The organism is Streptomyces zaehneri (assembly GCF_032248645.1).
GTDB classification, from domain to species: domain Bacteria; phylum Actinomycetota; class Actinomycetes; order Streptomycetales; family Streptomycetaceae; genus Streptomyces; species Streptomyces coriariae.
In genome coordinates this window covers 1-18,356 of sequence record NZ_JASTTJ010000040.1, presented here as the reverse complement: position 1 = coordinate 18,356, position 18,356 = coordinate 1, and the positions used below count along the sequence as shown (strand labels likewise).

Sequence of the window (18,356 nt, the reverse complement as noted above, 5' to 3'; positions counted from 1 at the left end):
TTCCACAAGGCAGAGTGAGGCGGAGTGAAAGAACAGATACCGGTCTGCGTCGGCGAACGTTCCTACGATGTGCTGATCGGCCCTGGGGTGCGTTCCATGCCGGCCGAATTGATCCAGGGCCTCGGCGCCCAGCGGGTCGCAGTCGTGTCAGCCCGGCCCGCAGAATGGGTGCCTGACACGGGAGTGGAGACCGCGCTGCCCGAGGGGATCGAGACGGCCGAGCTGATCCGCCTGATGCGCCGGGACAAGAAGGCGCTCACAGGCCTCGCCTTCGTCCTCGACGGGCTCGGGGGAGCGGAGCTGGTCCACGACGTGTCCGAACAGGTCGTCGCCGAGGTCCTGGAGCGCATGCCACGGCAGCCACTCGGGCAACTCACCGAGGCGGCAGGCTTCCACGGAACGGGAGCTCCGCCGGTATGACGAGCTCATCAGAGGCAGCGCACGGCGAGGTCCGGGGCAGGAACACGCGGGAGCCGAGGCTCGCGGACCGCCTCGCCGCGGCCCTGGACAGACCCGCGGCGCAGCAGCCCGAGTGGCCGGACCCGGCCCAGGCCAGGACAGTAGTGGAACTGCTGCGCACCGCGCCCCCGATCGTGGCCGAGTCCGAGACGGCACAGCTCTCCGAGCAGCTCGCGGCGGTCGCCCGCGGCGAGGCATTCCTGCTGCAGAGCGGGGACTGCGCGGAAACCTTCGCCGAGACCACCGAGTCGCACCTGCGAGCCAACCTCGGTCTCCTGAAGCGTATGTCGCGCCTCCTTGCCCACGCCGCCGGGCTGCCGGTGGTTTCCCTCGCCCGTATGGCCGGACAGTACGCGAAGCCGCGCTCACAGTCCGTCGACGCGGACGGCTTGCCGGTCTACCGGGGTGACATGGTCAACTCCGCCGAACGCACCCTTGCCGCACGCACTTGTGACCCGGACAGGATGCTGCGCGCCCACGGGCACGCGGCTCGCGCGATGACGCTCGCCCGCCGGGCGTACGCACAGGAGCCGGCAAACCCGCACACCGGCCTCCCTTCGTACGTGCAAGGCACCCCCGGCGGCGGCCGCTTCGTCAGCACCGCCGAAGAGATCGGCCGCGATCAGGGCCCGAGTAGCGAACAGATCTATGTGGGCCACGAGATGCTCTTGCTCGACTACGAATGCGCCCCGCTCCACACCGCCGGGTTCACCACCGGTCCGCAACCACAGCTCGTCAGCCCACTCGCACACTTCCTCTGGATCGGCGAGCGCACGCGGGGCCTCGGCGACGCGCACCTCGCCGTTGCCGAACTGCTCGCCAACCCCATCGGGGTGAAAATCGGCCCCAGCACAACCCCGGAAGAAGCCGTCGAGTACGTCCGCAGGCTCGACCCCTGTGCCACGCCCGGGCGGCTGACGCTGATCAGCAGGATGGGCCACTCCCAGGTCCGCGAGGTGCTGCCGCCGATAGTGGAGAAGGTCACCGCCACCGGCCACCAGGTGGTATGGCAGTGCGACGCCATGCACGGCAACTCCCGCACGACGCCGGATGGCCGCAAGACCCGCCGCTTCGACGACATCGTCGCGGAGATCAACGGGTTCTTCGACGTCCACCGCACCCTCGGCACTCACCCCGGCGGCCTCCACTTGGAGGCGACCGGCGAGGACGTCACCGAGTGCCTGGGCGGGCCCCGCGGCCTCGGTGAGGCTGACCTGTCGGCCCGCTACCGTACCGCCTGCGACCCTCGCCTGAATGAGGAACAGTCCATGGAACTGGCCCTCACTGTCGCCGATTTGCTCGCGGAGGCCATCCGGCCAGCTGCCCAGCAGGTCACCGCTCGCCGAACTGCCCCTGCATGACAGCGACCTCGCGGTCAACGCGCCCCCGCTCGGACTGCGATCCAGCGACCCCCTGCCATTCCCGCCCGAAGCCCTCCCGCCCGCAGCGGTGGTGGGCGACATCATCATGCAACCCCACGAGACGCCCCTGCTGCGGCAGGCCGCCGCCCTCGGCTACCACGTCCACCACGGCATCCACATGCTGAGCGGTCAAGCGGAGTCCTACTGCCAATTCTTCGGCCTGAGCGCACCCAGGACCGGCTGACGCACATACCCGCCGCCATCCCACGTCCAGCCGACCCACACCCGGACAGACGGCTACCAAACCGGGGGATGCGGGGCGGTAAGAGCGGTGCCTACCGTGAAAGTCGCACTCATGGGTCTGATCCCCGAGGTGGAACCTTCCGTCGACCACATGCCCCGCCGCTCTATGCCGTCCGTCGGGCCATCGGCCGAGAAATGTCCGAAGTGGAGATTTGGAGATACATGAACGCGCGACCGGCACCAGAGTTCCCCTCCTGGCCGCAGTACGACGACGGCGAGCGCACCGGCCTGATCCGGGCCCTGGAGCAGGGTCAGTGGTGGCGCATGGGCGGGTCGGAGGTGGACTCCTTCGAGAGTGAGTTCGCCGACTTCCACGGCGCCCCGCACGCTTTGGCCGTCACCAACGGCACCCATGCCCTGGAGCTGGCGCTGCAGTGTCTGGGTGTCGGTCCGGGCACGGAGGTCATCGTGCCGGCCTTCACCTTCATCTCCTCCTCCCAGGCCGTTCAGCGGCTCGGCGCGGTCGCCGTCCCCGTCGACGTCGATCTCGACACGTACAACATCGACGTGGCTGCCGCGGCATCGGCCGTCACCCCCCGCACCAAGGTGATCATGCCCGTGCACATGGCCGGGCTCATCGCCGACATGGATGCGCTCGACAAGCTCTCCGCAGAAACCGGCGTGCCCCTGCTGCAGGACGCCGCCCACGCACACGGCGCCCGCTGGCAAGGCAAACGAGTCGGCGAGTTGGGTACGGTCGCCGCGTTCAGCTTCCAGAACGGCAAGCTGATGACCGCCGGCGAGGGCGGTGCACTGCTCTTCCCCGACGAGGAGACATACGAGGCCGCCTTCCTGCGGCACAGCTGTGGCCGGCCGCGCACCGACCGCCGCTACATGCACCAGACCGCCGGCACCAACATGCGGCTCAACGAATTCTCCGCGTCCGTGCTCCGCGCCCAGCTGAGCCGCCTCGACGCCCAGCTCACGCTACGCGATCAGCGCTGGACACTGCTGTCCCGGCTGCTCGGCGAGATCGACGGCGTCGTACCCCAGGGCGCAGACCGGCGCGCCGACCGGAACTCTCACTACATGGCCATGTTCCGGATCCCCGGCATCTCCGAGGAGGGCCGCAACACCCTCGTCGACACGCTCATCGAGGCCGGACTTCCTGCCTTCGCCGCCTTCCGGGCGATCTACCGCACCGACGCGTTCTGGGAGACGGCCGCGCCCGACACCACCGTCGACAAGCTCGCCGAAAGCTGCCCGCACACCGAGGCGATCAGCACCGACTGCATCTGGCTGCACCACCGGGTGCTACTCGCCTCCGAGGAAGCCCTCCACGCCACGGCCGAGATCATCGCCGACGCCGTGGCCGCACCATGAAGGTCCGTGCTGCCGTCGTCGGGCTCGGCTGGGCAGGCCGCGAGCTGTGGCTCAGACTGCTGAGCGAGCACAAGGACTTCGAGGTGGTCGCCGCCGTCGACCCCGACCCGGCCTCCCGGGCAGCAGCCGTAGCGATGGGCCTGCCCGCCCACACCACCATGGACGCCCTCGCCCCCCGCACGGTCGACATCGCCGTCGTCGCGGTACCCAACCATCTGCACGCCGAGGTAGCGGCCGCCCTGCTCCGCCGCAGGATCTCCGTCTTCCTGGAGAAGCCGGTCTGCCTGACCACCGCCGAGGCCGACGCCCTTGCCGCGGCCGAACAGAACGGCGGGATACTGCTCGCCGGCAGCGCCGCCGCCCACCGCGGCGACGTCCAGGAGCTTGCCGGGCTACTGCCCCAGGTTGGCCGGATCCGCCATGTCACCCTGGCCTGGGTCAGGGCGCGCGGCGTGCCACAGCCCGGCGGCTGGTTCACCCAGCGCAGCAAGTCCGGTGGCGGTGTACTCGTCGACCTCGGCTGGCACCTGCTCGACGTCCTCAGCTACCTCCTCGGCCCCGCCCCCGTCACCCAAGTGATCGGCTCGGTCTCCGACGACTTCATCAGCAGCAGTGCCTGGTCCGCTACCTGGCGCGAGGACCAGCCCACCGACGTCCCGGCCGGCAACGTCGAGGACACCGCCCGAGGCTTCCTGCTCCGCGAGGACGGCATCTCGGTCTCGCTACAAGCCGGCTGGGCCTCGCACGAGGCGCTGGACGCCTCCGTCATCACCGTCGAGGGCAGCAAGGGAACGGCACGGCTGCACTGCACCTTCGGCTTCAGTCCCAACCGGGCTCCCGAACCGGTGCTCACCCTCACCCGGGAAGGCACCACACAGCAGATCCCGCTGCCCACCGAGCCGATCGGCACCGAGTACAGACGCCAGCTCGACGGCCTCGCCGGGCTCCTGGCCGACCCAGGCCGACGCGGCCTGGCCGTCGCCCAGGCCCGCGGCACCGTCCGGCTGGTCGAAAGCTTCTACGCATCGGCGCGCGCCGCTCGACCTGCGGACCACGCGCCCCAATTCGCCCCCCACAAGGAGGTGAGGACCGCATGACCACAGGGTCGGAAAACCACGCGGCAACGATCTCCGAACGGCACTCCCCAGTCTCCGGACAAGCAGTCATCTTCGATCTCGACGGAGTCGTCGTCGACAGCTTCGCGGTGATGGGCGAAGCCTTCTCCCTCGCCTACGCCGAGGTCGTCGGCCCAGGAGAGGCGCCCTTCGAGGAGTACCAGCGCCATCAGGGCCGCTACTTTCCCGACATCATGCGGATCATGGGCCTTCCGCTGGAGATGGAGGAGCCCTTCGTCCGTGAGAGCTACCGGCTCGCCCACCACGTTCAGGTGTACGACGGTGTTGCCGATGTGCTGAGGACGCTGAACGAGCGCGGCCTCCGGCTGGCCATCGCCACCGGCAAGGCAGGCGAGCGCGCCCGGTCCCTGCTCGACGTCCTCGGCCTGCTTCCGTACTTCGCCCACGTCATCGGCTCCGACGAGGTGCCCCGGCCCAAGCCCGCCCCCGACATCGTCAGACGCGCGCTCGAACTCCTCAACGTTCCCGCAGACCGGGCCATCATGATCGGCGACGCCCCCACCGACCTGGCCAGCGCCCACGCCGCCGACGTCACCGCCGCAGCCGCACTGTGGGGCTGCCACGACGAGATCGGACTGCTCGCCGCCGGCCCTGACATCGTCCTGCAACGGCCCGTCGACCTGCTCGTCCTCTGCCCGGCCACCCCCGGCCACTGAGACGCCGCAGCCGTCCGCGGAGCCTGCCCGACCGAACTCTGCCCCCATGGACCGCCGAGGCGCACGGGGGACCGAAACGACATGGGGAAACGTATATGTGTTCATTAAGCATTCAAGAGGTCTGTGCATAACGTGGAGGAGACGACGAAGGCATACTCATCCCCCGCACGGATCCGATGGCTCACCGACGAGCAGCAACGCGTCTGGCGCTCCTTCGTCCACGCGACCACGCTCCTCGAGGACCACATGTGCCGCCAACTGCAACGTACGGTGAACATGCCCCACAGCTACTACCTGCTCCTGGTGAACCTCGCGGAGTCCCCTCACCAGCGGCTCCAGATGTCGGAGCTGGCGATGCATGCGAAGATCACCCGGCCCCGGCTCTCGCACGCCGTGGCACGTCTGGAGAAGGACGGCCTGGTGAGGCGCGAGGAAGCTCCCTCCGGCAAGCGCGGCACGTTCACGGTGCTCACGGAGGAGGGCCTGGAGGCCCTCGGGCGGGCCGCTCCGGGCTATGCCACGGTCGTGCAGCATGCCCTGTTCGACCGGCTCACCCCCCAGCAGCAGGAGTCCCTCGGCGCGATCATGCAGATCGTCACCGAGGGACTCCAGACGGACCGAGCGGGTGCCGACCTTCCCTGGCTGCGTTAGAAGCGAGACGGGGAGGCCGGTGGCAGTCGGTCAGGTCGTGCCCGGCCGGACCGTGATCGGGTCGGCCGTCGGGTCAGGATCGGGAGGACGCGTCGTACCGGTGGAAGCCGTGGCCCGTCTTGCGGCCCAGTCGGCCCTCCTGGACCATCCGGGTGAGCAGAGGGGGCAGGTCGGGGACCAGGCCGTCGGAGTTCTTCGCCATCGAGCGGGCCACGTCGGTGATCGTGTCGATCCCGATCAGGTCGAGCAGCGCGAGCGGACCCATGGGATGTCCGCAGCCCAGGACCATTCCCCTGTCGATGTCGTCAGCGTCGGCGATGCCCTGCTCGTACATCCTGACCGCCGCCATCAGATACGGCACGAGCAGGGCGTTGACCACGAACCCGCTTCGGTCCGCGGTGCGGATCACCTCCTTGCCGAGGGTGTCCCTGGCGAAGGACTCGGCCGACGCGGCGCACTGTTGCGAGGTGCGGTCCGTCACCACCACCTCGACCAGGGGCATCAGCGGCACGGGATTGAAGAAGTGCATTCCCACCACGGACCCGGCTCTGCCGGTGGCCTCCGCCAGATCGCCGACCAGCAGGCTGGAGGTCGTCGAGGCCAGGACGGCCGCGGGGTCGGTCAGCACCTCGTCCACCGCCTTGAACACCCGTTGTTTCACATCGAGTCTCTCGGTCACGGCCTCCACGACGAACTGCCGGTCCGCGAGGTTCTCGACATCGGCCGTGACCCGCAACCGGGCCATGGCCGCCGCCTGTTCCGGCTCCGTCATCCGGCCCTTTGCCACCGCGCGGGCGAACGAGGCCGTCAGCCGTCCGGCCGCGTCCTCGATCCGGTGCGGGGCGGAGACCAGGACCGTCACCTCCACCCCGGCGCGCAGGCTCACCTCGGCAATGCCGGCGCCCATCGTCCCGCAACCGATCACGCCCAGTCGTTCCACCGTCGTCCTCATCGAGTCCCGCCCTCGGTCACGGTCCAGCGCAGCAGGGCGGCACCGGCCGCCATACCCGCGCCGAAGCCCGCCAGGAGCACCAGATCGCCATCCCGTAGCACGCCGGAACGGTTGGCCGCGTCAAGTGCGACCGGCACCGACGCGGAACCGATGTTGCCGCTGTGACGCAACGGCAGATGGGTGTCTGCCCGCTCCAGACCACTGACCTCGGCCAGTTCCGCCACCAGCCGGCCATTGGCCTGGTGCGGCACGAAGTGCTGCACGTCGGCCGGTTCGTAGCCACAGCGCTTGAGCAGCCCGGCGATGAGGCCGGGGACGTTGTCCAGGACGAAGTCGCGCACCCCCCGGCCTTGCATGCTCAGCAGGTGGCCACCGTCCGCGACCGTCTCGGCGGAGGCGGGACGGCGGCTGCCCCCGGCCGACATGCTGATCAGCTCGTGGGCCTCGGCCCGGCTCACCAACTCGACCTTGAGCAGGCCGCGTTCCGGATCGCCGGCCGCATGCGGGACGGAGGCGATGACCGCGGCCCCGGCTCCGTCCCCGAACAGAACACTGGTTGCCCGGTTGTCGAAGTCGATGAACCGGGTCCACACGTCGGTGCCGATGACCAGGACCTTCGTCGTCGGGTCCAGCGCCACGTACGCCTGGGCGATGGACAGCGCGGTGACGAACCCGGTGCAGGCGATGTTGACGTCGAAACAGGCGGCCCGGTGGGCGCCGAGCGCCAGTTGCACCAGTGACGCGGTGGAGGGGATCGGGGCGTCACCGGTCGTCGTGGCGACGATGATGAAGTCGATGCCGTCCGCGTCCAGTCCGGCCTGGTCCAAGGCGGCGCGCGCGGCGTGGACGGCGAGGTCGGACGCCGCCTCGTCCGGTGCCGCGTACCGCCGTTCGACGATGGCGGTCCTGTCGGCGATCCACTCGGCGGAGGCACCGGGTACCAGGGCCTCGATCTCCTCGTTGGTCACCACCCGTTCGGGCAGGTAGGAGCCGGTCCCCAGCACGGATGTGACATACCCCTGTTCCATTTTCATGGTCACGCCGCCCGCGCGCTGTCGTGCGCGTACGCGCGCATCAGGGTCAGTCGGTCCTCGCCGATCCGGGCGCGCCGCTCGGGATCGGTCACACCCAGGCCCGGGCGGTCGGCCAGGCAGAGCACGCCCACCTTGCCGATGTGCTGGTTGAGCTGCACCAGTCGGGTCGCCGCGCCAGCCTCCTCCAGCGGGAACAGCGAGGTCAGTGCGGGCACCAGCGATCCCTGGCCGAACAGTCGTGCGGTGTCGACCTGTTCCTGGAGGTTCGCCACGTGGCTGCCGATGATGCGCTTGAGCCGCATCCATAGATAGCGGTTGTCGAACCGGTGCTGGTAGCCGGTGCTCGAACCGCAGGTCACCACGGTGCCTCCGCGCCGCGCGAGGAACACCGAGATACCGAAGGTGGATTTGCCCACGTGGTCGAAGACGATGTGCGGATCCTCGCCCACGCCGTCACGGATGAGCCGGCCCAGCCGCTTTCCCTGCGCCACCGCGACCGCCGGATCGTCGCCGGCGTCACTGCCGAAGTCGTACTCCTCACGGTTGATCACCAGGTCACAGCCGAGGGCGCGCGCCACTCGCACCTTCTCCTCGGAGCCGACGACTCCGACAGCGATGCCGCCGCCGTTCTTCACCAACTGAACGGCGTAGGCTCCCAGTCCGCCGGACGCGCCCCAGATCAAGACCACGTCCCCCTGCTTCATCCGTGCGCCGCGGTCGCTGACCAGCATCCGGTACGCGGTTCCGGCACAGGCCGGGACCGAGGCGGCCTCCTCCCAGGTCAGGTGTGCCGGCTTCGGGATCAACTGGCTGGCCCGGGCGATGGTGTAGTGGGCGAGGCCGCCGTAGTTGGTCTCGAAGCCCCAGGCGAGCTGGTTCTCGCTGAGCATCCCGTCGGCCTGGACGGACGCCTCCTGGTCCTCGACACAGGCCGCGTTGACCAGCGCGTGGTCACCAACCCGCCAGCGCCGCACGCCGGAACCGACGCGGACGATCACCCCGGCGGCGTCCGAGCCGAGGACGTGGAAGGGCTGGTCATGCCGCTTCGCCCAGCCGCCCTGGCGCCCGTAGGCCTGGAGGAAGCCGAAGGTCGACAACGGTTCGAAGGTCGCGGACCAGACCGTGTTGTAGTTGATGGCGCTGGCCATGACGGCTATCAGCACCTCGTCGGGCGCGAGTTCCGGCATCGGCACCGGGCCCACGTGGAGGGTCTTGCGCACGTCGCGGTCGCCTTCGGTCCCCTCGAAGGTCTTCTCGTCCTCGATCCGCAGGTGCGCGGCGAGGAACTCCGCCGGTACTTCCGCGGCGGCCAGTTCCTGCGGGCCGGCACCGGCACGTACTGCATCGGAGAGTGACATCATCGGGCTCCTCGTCAAGCCATGTGAGGCTGGTGAAACGATCGGGTTTTCTGTGTCGGGCTCGGCCCTCACCCCGCGTACAGGACCCATCTGCTGCCGTTCACGGGCGTCGAGGGGCGGCGCGCTCATCGCGGGCTCCCAGGTACCAGACGAAGGCGCCAAAGATGGCTTCAAGCCCAAGGGCAGGAGCAGACCTGGATGGGCCGACGAGGACGCCCGCAAGCAGTTCGCCGGTGACCGCGGGCAGACTGAAGCGCATCGCCGGTCGGCCGAGGACGAGGGCGAGCAGTAGGAGGAACGCGACTCCGAGCAAGTACACCAGCAGGGCGTGGTGTCCGATGGTCGGCGTGGGGGACGGCGAGGGGCATCTCGGCTTCTCTCCCGATTAAAGGGTCGGGTCGGTCTGCAGGCCCGGAGGCCTCTCTTGTGACCTCCGGGCGAGAAGGAGCGGCGCGGTGTTCGGTGCGTGCTTTCGCCGTGCGCTGCCGAGGTCTCGGAGCGGTGCGTTCGGTGAGTTGGGCGTTCCTCGCATGCACTTGAGGCAGCAGGGAAGCGTGTCAGGTGCCGCGACGTCGCGGAGGTCTTTCAGAACGGCCCCAGCCGCCGGGCCACCAGGCCGATGACCTCGGTTATGTGGTCTACGAGGAAGAAGTGGCCGCCCCGGAAGACCTCCGTTTCACACGCGCCGGTGGTGTGCTCGGCCCATGCCTCGGCCTCATCAAGGGAGACCCGGGGGTCGCTGTCTCCGGTGAGCACGGTCACCGGGCAGTCGAGGCGTCGGCCGGGCTCGTGCCGGTACCGTTCGATGGCGGTGTAGTCGCTGCGGATGGCCGGCAGGATCATCGCCAGCACCTCAGGGTCGCCGAGCAGCATCTCGTTGGTTCCGCTGAGCTTTCTGAGCTCGGCCACGACTTCAGCGTCGCTCCCCGTATGCACCCGCTCGCCGCCATAGCGGGACGGCGCCCGCCGACCGGACGCGAACAGCCGTACCGGCGCAGGCAGCCCGGCGTCCTGCGTGCGCAGCGCCACCTCGTACGCGAGGACAGCGCCCATGCTGTGGCCGAACAGGGCCAGTGGCTTGTCGTCCAGGTGGCGCAGCGCGGCGAAGATCTGGTCCGCGAACTCGGGGATGTTGTCGATCCTCGGTTCGTGGAGCCGGGTCTGCCGACCTGGGTACTGGAGGGCCAACACCTCCACCGATGGGTGCAGCGCCTTGGACACCGGGAAGAAGAAGCTTGCAGAGCCGCCCGCGTACGGAAAGCACGCAAGCCGCACATTGCTCTGCGGCGCGGGGTGCGAGACGCTCACCCATTTCTTGAACTGCGCCGTTGCTTGATGCATGCCGGACGAGCTCCTCGTGGTTGGTGAGGGAATATCGGAAGCCTAGGTTCGTGCAGGTGGAACCGTGTATCCCCAGATCTGATAGTCCCAAGCCGTCGAGCGGCCCGAACGCCGGTACGGATTGTTAGTCTTGCGCCGTTCCGATTTCGGCAGTTGTGCCTGCGCCAGCCACCCTGCGATGAGGGGTTTCCCGTGCCCGAGACGTCACCGCACGAGCAGTCCGCCGGCGCGAGCCCCGAGACAGATGCGGACGTGATTGTCGTCGGCAATGGCCCGGTCGGGGCCGCTCTCGGGATCCTGCTGGCACAGCGCGGCCGGCAGGTCATCGTCCTGGAACGGCGCCGACGCCCCTACACCCTGCCCAGGGCGACCAGCTTCGACGGCGAGACGGCACGGCTGCTCTCCGGCTGCGGGGTGGGCCCGGGCCTCGGCCGGATCACCGAGCCCGCCACCGGTTACCAGTGGCATTCCGCCGACGGTGAGGTCCTCCTCGACATCGTCTTTCGCACAGAAGGCCCGTACGGGTGGCCTGACGCCAGCACCATGCACCAGCCCGCCCTCGAGGAACTGTTGGCCTCGCGGGCAGCCGGACTGCCCGGAGTGACTGTGGTACAGGGCCGCCAGGTGGTGGGAATCGAGGAGCAAGACGACCGGGTCGTGGTGACGGCCGAGGACGAGGACGGCGCAGTCCAGACGTACACCGCGAGGTGGGTGGTGGGCTGCGACGGTTCCAACAGCTTCGTCAGGGACCATCTGGATGTGCCGGTCACCGATCTCGGCTTCTCCTACGAGTGGCTGCTGTGCGATGTGCAGCTGCACGAGCCGGGCAAGTTCGTCCCCACCAACGTCCAGATCTGTGACCCTGCCAGGCCTACCACCCTGGTCGGCAGCGGTCCGGGGCATCGGCGCTGGGAGTTCATGCGGCTGCCCGGCGAGCGTGCCGCGGACCTGAACCGGGAGGAAACCGCCTGGCGGCTTCTCGCTCCCTACGGGGTGACCCCCGACAGGGCGACGCTGCTGCGCAGCACCACGTACATCTTCCAGTCCCGCTGGGCCGAGCAGTGGCGGGTCAGCCGGGTACTGCTGGCCGGGGACGCGGCCCATCTGATGCCGCCGTTCGCCGGGCAGGGCATGTGCTCGGGCATCCGCGACGTCGTCAACCTGGCGTGGAAGCTGGACCTGGTAGTGGGCGGCCTCGCCCCGGAGTCGCTTCTCGACACCTACACAGAGGAACGCCGCGCGCAGGTACGCAAGTCGATTCTGTCCTCGGTCCAGCTGGGCCGGGTGATCTGCGTGACGGACCCCGTGGCTGCGGTCGAGCGCGATTCCACGATCCTGGCGGGCCGCCGCGGCCGCGGTCCGGCGGTCCCGGACCCGGCGTTGCCCCTCACAGAGGGGCTCCTTCACCGGGGAGTGGACGGGTCGCCCATATCCCCGGCGGGCGAGGTGGTCCCCCAGGGCCAGATACGCGGCCTTGGTGGCACGGGCCCTTTCGATGATGTGGTCGGCCGTGGCTTCGTTCTGATGCTGGCAGAGGGCGCGGACGCCGACCTCAACGCGGAACAGTCGGTATTCCTCACGGAACTGGGTACGCACGTGGTGACGCTGCTCCCCGAGGACGGGACGCCGCAGAACATGTCGGTGGTCGACGTGGGCGGCGTCTACCGCTCTTTCCTGGCTCGCCACGGGGCCGACGCGGTATTGATCCGTCCGGACTACCACGTGTATGGGGCGGCCTCAGGCCTGGGGGCAGCGGCGGCGCTGGTGGACGACCTGCGGGCCCGCGTGTACTCCAGCCGTGGTTCGTGATCTCGATGGTGAGGGGCGCCGAGGCGACAGCCGGACAGTGCCGGCCATCTGGCCGAGATCGCTCAGGCCGTCGGTTCCTTCTCCTCCTACCCGAGTTCACCGCGGCGCAGCGCGTCCCTCATCTCGCTGAGCTTCGCGGTCGTTGCCGGGGTCTGCTCCTGTGGTTGTTCAGCGAGTCGGAGGGCATCGTCGATCTCGCTGAGCTTCGCCGAGGACAGGACGGCCGCCCGCTCGGTCAGGTCGTCGCGGGACACAGTGGTCAGCCACGTGCAAGGGATAAGGCCTGGTCGCCTGAAGGCGAACCGCAGCACGCCCTCGAAGGGCAGCCCTTCCATGGCGCCGACTCGCACTTCGACGCCCAAACCGCTCATGTCGACGCCCGCCGGCGCGACGACCTGCATCGCCCGGATCCCGGACACGTCGTCCTCCGACAGCAGTACGAACAGTCGCCGCTCGTCGCCCCCCGCCCACCAGACTTCGCCACGTTGCACATGTCCTCCTGACACGGGACGGCAGGCGAACCTGCGCGACCCTGACGCACTGTGGAGACGGGTGCGGCCACCGTTGATCATCGGTATGTGAAGACGAACGATCACGCGGTGGCCCCAGGTCGCATTGTACCCAGCCCGCTGGCGGGAGGCGTTCGAGGGCCTGACGGGCCGGATCGCAGGCCGGTTCACGCGGGTCGAACCCCGGTGCCGAGCCCGGAAGTTGGTCGAGCCGGTTCCACCCGGCCACCTGCCCTGCGATCCACACTCCGAGATCCTCGCCGTGAACCACAACGTCCCCTGGCCAGGCAGGGAGCGCCCTATCCGCCGTCGCGTGCGTGGGCACCAGCCGATGCACGCGTGTTCAGCCGCGCTCCCGCTCCGGGCATCACCCAGGGTCGGTGTCCTCCCGGTGTCTCCAGGCGGACCTATGGCACCCGGCTTCGCCGGGAGGGAGCGTCGTGAACACCAGGTCCTCAGGGTCCCGGCCTCTACGCTGGACTATTCGGCTGATGCTCCCCGGCCTGCGGTGCGGAGGTTGTTCCGTCAGGCGTCTCGGCAGCAGTGCGCAGGGTACGTATCTGTGGTGAGAACAGGGCCGCCGTCGTGGCCAGGACGACCAGGACCGCGCAGCCGGCCAGCGCCTGGCCGGTGCCCACCGCGGCGGCGACGGGTCCGGCGATGAGCAGGCCGAGCGGGGCGAGGGCCAGGGAGCCGAACCAGTCGTAGGAACTGACGCGCGACAGGACCTCCTGCGGGACCTCTGTCTGGATCGTGGTCGCCCACAGCACGCCGAAGACGTCCGAGGCGATACCGGCGCCGAACATGGCCGAGGCGATCAGCCATACCGGGGCTTCGGCGCTGAGCAGGGCGATCGGCACTGCGGCCGGAAACGTGCAGAGCACAGCCACGAGAAGGGGACGCTCTACCTGGACGCGGGCGGCAAGCCCCGCTCCCGCGATGGTGCCCATAGCCTGCGCGCCCACGATGATTGACCACGCTCGCGCCCCGCCGAAGTGCTGCTCTGCAGTCAGCGGTCCGAGCACTCCGACGTTGGCGTTGAGTGCGGCCACCACCACGGAGTACTGCGCGACCACGACCCACAGCCACTGGCGGGAGGCGAACTCCCGCCATCCGTCCCGAAGGTCGGCCCACCCCGACGATCGGCCGCGCGGCCGCACGGACACCCGCAGCCGAGCGGTCAGCGCGGCGCTGAGGACGAACGATGCCGCGTTGAGCGCGAGCGCCCAGCCCGCGCCCACCAGCGCCACCGTCACCCCGGACAGCGCCAGGCCCAGCAGCAGCGAACTGTTGGTGCCCACCCGCAGCAGCCCGTTGGCCTGCTGCAGGCGGCCCGCAGGCACCACCGACGGCACGAGGCCGTCCATCGCCGGTGCGAACAGCGCCGTGGCCGTTCCGGCGACCACCGCCAGCACGCACATCGCCGCCAGCGGCGCGTGTCTGGTCAACACCATCGCGGCCAGCCCCGTATAGGCGGCAGCCCCCAGCACGTCGGCCAGGACCATCAGCCTCGGCCGCGACATACGATCCGCGATCACTCCGCCCACCAGGATGAACAACAGCTGCGGCAATGCCTGGCAGGCCAGCACCAGGGACAGCCGACCCGCGCTCGCCCCGGGCAGTGCGAGGACGGCGAACGCCAGTGCCACCCGCGCGAAGCCGTTGCCCAACACGGAGATGACCCGCGCGGATACGAGCAGGACGAACTGTCGGTCGCGCCACAAGGACGGCCCATCCGAGGAAACTGTCACGGCCAGGCACCCTAGTACTCCAGCGGTGGGTTGCTGGTGCGACGTCCGACCGGCCGCGCCTACGGGTGCGTGTCCGTGATCGCGATGACCTCGTCGAGGCGGTCCAGGGCAGCCTGCAAGTCGTCGATCCTGGCCTGGATGCGGTCCCGCTCGGCGCGCAGCATGGCTCGTTGTTCGGCGTCGGTGTGTCCGGAGTCCCAGCACGGAAGGAGTTCCGTGATCCTTCGGCTGGTCAGGCCGGCGGCGAACATCTGCTGGAAGAAGCGGACCAGGGAGACGGCATCCTGCCGGTAGAGGCGCTGGCCGGATGGGCTGCGCTCGGCGATGAGCAGCCCCTGCTGCTCGTAGTAGCGCACGGCGCGTACCGAGACGCCGGCACCCCGCGCCACCTCGCCGATGCGGATCAGCCGCTCGGCCGCGGCCTGTGTGACGGTCATGGTGATTCCCTTCAACCCGGCCCTGATGAGCAGCACTTGCCTCTGACGTTAACGTCAGGTTTTAGCGTACCGGGCATGGACATCAACAACTCAGTTGCCCTTGTCACCGGAGCCAACCGCGGTCTGGGCCGCGCCTTCGCCCAGCGCCTGCTCGAACGGGGCGCCCGCAAGGTCTACGCGACGGCTCGCCGGCCCGAGACCGTGGACCTGCCCGGGGTCGACGTGCTGCCCCTCGACATTGCCGATCCCGCTTCCGTGAGGGCCGCGGCCGAGGCCGCCCCGGACGTCTCGTTGCTCATCAACAACGCGGGGATCCAGACGGGGACCGACCTGGTGAACGGTTCGCTGGACGCGGTACGGCACGAGCTGGAGACCAACATGTTCGGCCACTTGGGAATGATCCGGGAGTTCGCGCCGGCGCTCGCCAGGAACGGCGGGGGCGCGATCGTCAACGTCCTCTCCGCCATGTCATGGTTCGGGGGCAAGGGCGCCAATGCCTACCACCTGACCAAGGCCGCCGCCTGGGCCATGACCAACGGCGTCCGCCTGGAACTCGCCGAGCAGGGCACGCTCGTGACAGCGGTGCACCTCGGCCTGGCCGACACCGACATGGCCGCGGGCTGGCCCGTGGCCAAGATCGCGCCGTCGGACCTGGCCGACGCGGCGCTCGACGGTGTCGAGGCGGGCTCCGCCGAGGTTCTCGCCGACCAGTGGAGTCGGGACGTCAAGTCCCGGCTGCCGCTGACGCCGGAAGAATTCAACGACGCGATGGACCGCGCCCTGGCGGCGCTGACGGCGGCATGAGGAGCCCCTCGGGCCGCACGGACTTCGGTCGGTTGTTTCTGAGCTCAGTCAATTAACACTCCATCCGCAGTTGTGGATCTTCACGTTGTGGCCTCGCGTCGGCGGCATTGGCATTGGCAGTGGCATTGGCAGTGGCAGTGGCAGTGGCAGTGGCAGTCGCGGGCGCGGGCGCGGGCGCGGGCCTGGTGTCGACGACGCCATGGGGATCAGTGCAGGCGATGGTCGCGTTGGTGCTGTGTGGTTGGTCTCGCTTCGTGGTTGTGGGGCGAGCTGGCGGATGTCGTTTGTCTGGGCGGGTGTTGGTGCTTGTCGGTTGGTGGGTTGGGTGGTTGTTGGGTGTTGGGGTTGTGTTCCTGTTGCGGAGAACGGGGTGTCCGGTATATTTCTGGTCGTCTGGTGGGCGTGGCCGGGTTGTGTGTGTGAACTACCTTGTAGGTGGGGGGAGTTGATCTGGCGGCTGTGCTGTTCGGGGCGGCTGCGGGTTTGATGTTTTCGGATTCTTTGTTTGTTTTGTCCGTGTGGTTGTTGGCGGGGGGAGCCGGCGATGGCGGGTGTTTCGGGTGTGGTGGAGGCGGATGTGGTGGTGGTGGGGGGTGGGCCGGTGGGGTTGTTGGTGGCGTGTGAGTTGGCGGGGTGGGGGGTGAGGGTGGTGGTTGTGGAGTCGGAGGTGGTGGTGTCGGGGCGTCCGAGGGCGACGACGGTGCATGCGCGTGCGGTGCAGTGTCTGGTGCGGCGTGGTCATCTGGGTGGGTTGGCGGGTGTGGGGGGCGGTGGTTTCCCCGGTTCTGGCTTCGGTTCCGGCCCAGGCTCCGGTTCCGGCTCTGGTTCTGGTTCCGGCTCTGGCTTTGGCTTTGGCTCTGGTTCGGGCTCGGAGTGGGCCGGGGCCTTTGGTGGTGGTGCGGGTTCTGTTTCTGGTTCGGGCGCCGGTGGTGTGGCTTCTGGTTCGGGTGGTGGTTCGGGGTCTGGTGGGGTGGTGTTTCATTTTGGGGGGATTGGGGGGTTGGTGGTTTCGGTGCCGGGTGGGGAGCCGGTGGCGGTGCTGAAGTGTGGGCAGGAGGTGTTGGAGGGTCATTTTGAGCGGCGGGCGCGGGGGTTGGGTGTGCGGGTGTTGCGGGGGTGTCGGGTGGTGGGGGTGCGGCAGTGGCGTGGTGGGGGGGTGGTGACGGCGCGGGGGGCGTTTGGTTCGGTGGTGTGTCGGGGGTTGTTTGTGGTGGGGGCGGATGGGGCGCGGAGTGTGGTGCGGGAGCAGGGGGGGTTCGAGTCGGGGGTGTATCCGGCGTCGGTGTCGGCGTTGGCGGGTGATGTGCGGTTGGGGGTGGGGGGGTCTTTGGTGGCGGGGTGGCATCGGACGGAGCGGGGGTGGTTGGTGGTGAAGGAGGTGGCGGGGGGTTGGGTGCGGTTGCGGACGGTGAATGGTGCGGGGCCGTGTGTGGGGTGGCGGGTGGCGCCGTCGGTGGAGGAGTTGAGGCGTGAGGTGTCGTGGATCGTGGGGCGTGAGGTGGCTATGGGGGAGGGGCGGTGGCTGAGTCGGTTCAGTGATTTTTCCCGGCTGGCTTCTTCTTATCGTCGGGGGCGGTTCTTTCTGGTGGGGGATGCGGCGCATGTGCATTTCCCTATTGGGGGGCAGGGGTTGAGTACGGGGTTGCTGGATGCGGTGGATCTGGGGTGGAAGCTGGCGTTCGCGGTGCGGGGGTGGGCGGGTGCGGGGCTGCTGGATTCGTATGACCAGGAGCGGCGGCCGGCTGCGCAGCGGGTGATCGACCATACGCGGGCGCAGGTGGCGTTGATGCGGCCCGGGCCTGAGTTGGAGCCGTTGCGGGCGTTGTTCGGTGAGTTGCTGGCGGGGGGTGGGGAGGCGGGTGTGCTGGCGTCGATGGTGAGTGCGCAGGACACGGTGCTGCCGGTGCGGGGGAGGTGTCCGGTGTGGTGGGAGGGCAGGTTCTTGCCCAATGTGGCGCTGGTGACGCGTGAGGGGCGTACGGATGTGGTCGCGTTGCTGGCCGGTGCCGGTGCCGGTGCCGGTGCCGGGGGTGGGCCGGTGTTGCTGCTGTTCGGTGAGCGGGGTGCGGGCGGCGGGTTCGAGGAGGAGGCGCGGGGGTGGGCGGGGCTGGTGCGGGTGGTGCATTGCGAGGTGGTGGCGGGGCTGGAGTGTGATGCGCTGCTGGTGCGGCCGGACGGCTATGTCGCCTGGGCGTCGGGCGGGGAGGGGCCGGCGGGTGTGCTGGAGGAGTATTTCGGTGCGCCGGCGAAGGCGGGGGGTGTGCCGGCCGGTGTCGTCGGGTGACGGAGGGCGGGCCGGTGGGGTGGAGGCGTGTTGGGATGTGCCGGCGATGGCGGGGGGTGTGCGGGCCGGTGAGCCGGGCGGAGTCCTGGAGGCGGTTGCCGCTGACGTGGAACTCGGCGAGGGGCGTGGCCGGCTGGTGGCCGAAGCCCCGGGCCGGTCGGCGTGTGGTTCTCCTGCCGGTTGTGGAT

17 protein-coding genes are annotated in these 18,356 nt (G+C 69.3%); 10 read left to right on the top strand and 7 right to left on the bottom strand.

The window, feature by feature from the left end; all coding sequences use genetic code 11:
• The first annotated feature begins 96 nt into the window (after nt 1-96).
• The 7 genes from QQM72_RS38820 (at nt 97) to QQM72_RS38790 (ending at nt 5,889) form a co-directional block, all read left to right on the top strand.
• Nucleotides 97-420 (top strand): hypothetical protein, encoded by a 324-nt coding sequence (locus QQM72_RS38820; protein ID WP_314225527.1) that lies wholly within the window; start codon nt 97-99, stop codon nt 418-420.
• Nucleotides 417-1,820, top strand: coding sequence for a 3-deoxy-7-phosphoheptulonate synthase (locus QQM72_RS38815; RefSeq protein WP_314225526.1), 1,404 nt, complete (start codon nt 417-419; stop codon nt 1,818-1,820). The genes QQM72_RS38820 and QQM72_RS38815 overlap by 4 nt, the downstream gene beginning before the upstream one ends.
• A 106-nt stretch (nt 1,821-1,926) precedes the next feature.
• Complete coding sequence (locus QQM72_RS38810; RefSeq protein ID WP_314225525.1) at nt 1,927-2,064, top strand: hypothetical protein; 138 nt, start codon at nt 1,927-1,929, stop codon at nt 2,062-2,064.
• A 221-nt stretch (nt 2,065-2,285) separates the two neighbouring features.
• Nucleotides 2,286-3,446 carry a 3-amino-5-hydroxybenzoate synthase gene (rifK, locus tag QQM72_RS38805; RefSeq protein WP_314225524.1) on the top strand — a complete coding sequence of 387 codons (1,161 nt, stop codon included), beginning with the start codon at nt 2,286-2,288 and terminating at the stop codon, nt 3,444-3,446.
• A complete protein-coding gene (locus QQM72_RS38800) occupies nt 3,443-4,543 on the top strand; it encodes a Gfo/Idh/MocA family protein (protein WP_314225523.1) in 1,101 nt (366 codons plus the stop codon). Before rifK ends, QQM72_RS38800 begins: the two co-directional genes overlap by 4 nt.
• A complete protein-coding gene (locus QQM72_RS38795; protein WP_314225522.1) occupies nt 4,540-5,238 on the top strand; it encodes an HAD-IA family hydrolase in 699 nt (232 codons plus the stop codon). Before QQM72_RS38800 ends, QQM72_RS38795 begins: the two co-directional genes overlap by 4 nt.
• 132 nt (nt 5,239-5,370) lie before the next feature.
• Nucleotides 5,371-5,889 (top strand): MarR family winged helix-turn-helix transcriptional regulator, encoded by a 519-nt coding sequence (locus QQM72_RS38790; RefSeq protein ID WP_314225521.1) that lies wholly within the window; start codon nt 5,371-5,373, stop codon nt 5,887-5,889.
• Between the two features lie 73 nt (nt 5,890-5,962).
• Here the strand turns inward: QQM72_RS38790 and QQM72_RS38785 are convergent, their stop codons facing one another.
• The 4 genes from QQM72_RS38785 to QQM72_RS38770 all read right to left on the bottom strand — a co-directional run bounded on the left by QQM72_RS38785 (nt 5,963) and on the right by QQM72_RS38770 (nt 10,574).
• Nucleotides 5,963-6,841, bottom strand: coding sequence for a 3-hydroxybutyryl-CoA dehydrogenase (locus tag QQM72_RS38785; protein ID WP_314225520.1), 879 nt, complete (start codon nt 6,839-6,841; stop codon nt 5,963-5,965).
• Nucleotides 6,838-7,869, bottom strand: a complete 1,032-nt coding sequence (locus tag QQM72_RS38780; protein ID WP_314225519.1) for a 3-oxoacyl-ACP synthase III family protein — start codon at nt 7,867-7,869, stop codon at nt 6,838-6,840. Before QQM72_RS38780 ends, QQM72_RS38785 begins: the two co-directional genes overlap by 4 nt.
• An 8-nt stretch (nt 7,870-7,877) precedes the next feature.
• Nucleotides 7,878-9,236 carry a crotonyl-CoA carboxylase/reductase gene (ccrA, locus tag QQM72_RS38775; protein ID WP_314225518.1) on the bottom strand — a complete coding sequence of 453 codons (1,359 nt, stop codon included), beginning with the start codon at nt 9,234-9,236 and terminating at the stop codon, nt 7,878-7,880.
• 582 nt (nt 9,237-9,818) lie between these two features.
• Entirely contained in the window at nt 9,819-10,574 is a 756-nt protein-coding gene (locus QQM72_RS38770; protein ID WP_314225517.1) for a thioesterase II family protein, read from the bottom strand.
• Nucleotides 10,575-10,766: 192 nt separating this feature from the next.
• Between QQM72_RS38770 and mhpA the strand changes: the two genes are divergently transcribed.
• Nucleotides 10,767-12,383 carry a bifunctional 3-(3-hydroxy-phenyl)propionate/3-hydroxycinnamic acid hydroxylase MhpA gene (gene mhpA / locus QQM72_RS38765; protein ID WP_314225516.1) on the top strand — a complete coding sequence of 539 codons (1,617 nt, stop codon included), beginning with the start codon at nt 10,767-10,769 and terminating at the stop codon, nt 12,381-12,383.
• Between the two features lie 86 nt (nt 12,384-12,469).
• Here the strand turns inward: mhpA and QQM72_RS38760 are convergent, their stop codons facing one another.
• The 3 genes from QQM72_RS38760 to QQM72_RS38750 all read right to left on the bottom strand — a co-directional run bounded on the left by QQM72_RS38760 (nt 12,470) and on the right by QQM72_RS38750 (nt 15,080).
• Complete coding sequence (locus QQM72_RS38760) at nt 12,470-12,874, bottom strand: type II toxin-antitoxin system PemK/MazF family toxin (protein ID WP_314225515.1); 405 nt, start codon at nt 12,872-12,874, stop codon at nt 12,470-12,472.
• 488 nt (nt 12,875-13,362) lie between these two features.
• Nucleotides 13,363-14,643 (bottom strand): MFS transporter, encoded by a 1,281-nt coding sequence (locus tag QQM72_RS38755; RefSeq protein WP_314225514.1) that lies wholly within the window; start codon nt 14,641-14,643, stop codon nt 13,363-13,365.
• 59 nt (nt 14,644-14,702) lie between these two features.
• Nucleotides 14,703-15,080 (bottom strand): MerR family transcriptional regulator, encoded by a 378-nt coding sequence (locus QQM72_RS38750; protein WP_314225513.1) that lies wholly within the window; start codon nt 15,078-15,080, stop codon nt 14,703-14,705.
• Between the two features lie 75 nt (nt 15,081-15,155).
• Between QQM72_RS38750 and QQM72_RS38745 the strand changes: the two genes are divergently transcribed.
• Nucleotides 15,156-15,884 carry an SDR family oxidoreductase gene (locus tag QQM72_RS38745; RefSeq protein WP_314225512.1) on the top strand — a complete coding sequence of 243 codons (729 nt, stop codon included), beginning with the start codon at nt 15,156-15,158 and terminating at the stop codon, nt 15,882-15,884.
• Nucleotides 15,885-16,428: 544 nt separating this feature from the next.
• Nucleotides 16,429-18,168: an FAD-dependent monooxygenase gene (locus QQM72_RS38740; RefSeq protein ID WP_314225511.1), complete on the top strand. Its 1,740-nt coding sequence runs from the start codon at nt 16,429-16,431 to the stop codon at nt 18,166-18,168.
• The last annotated feature ends 188 nt before the right edge of the window (nt 18,169-18,356 follow it).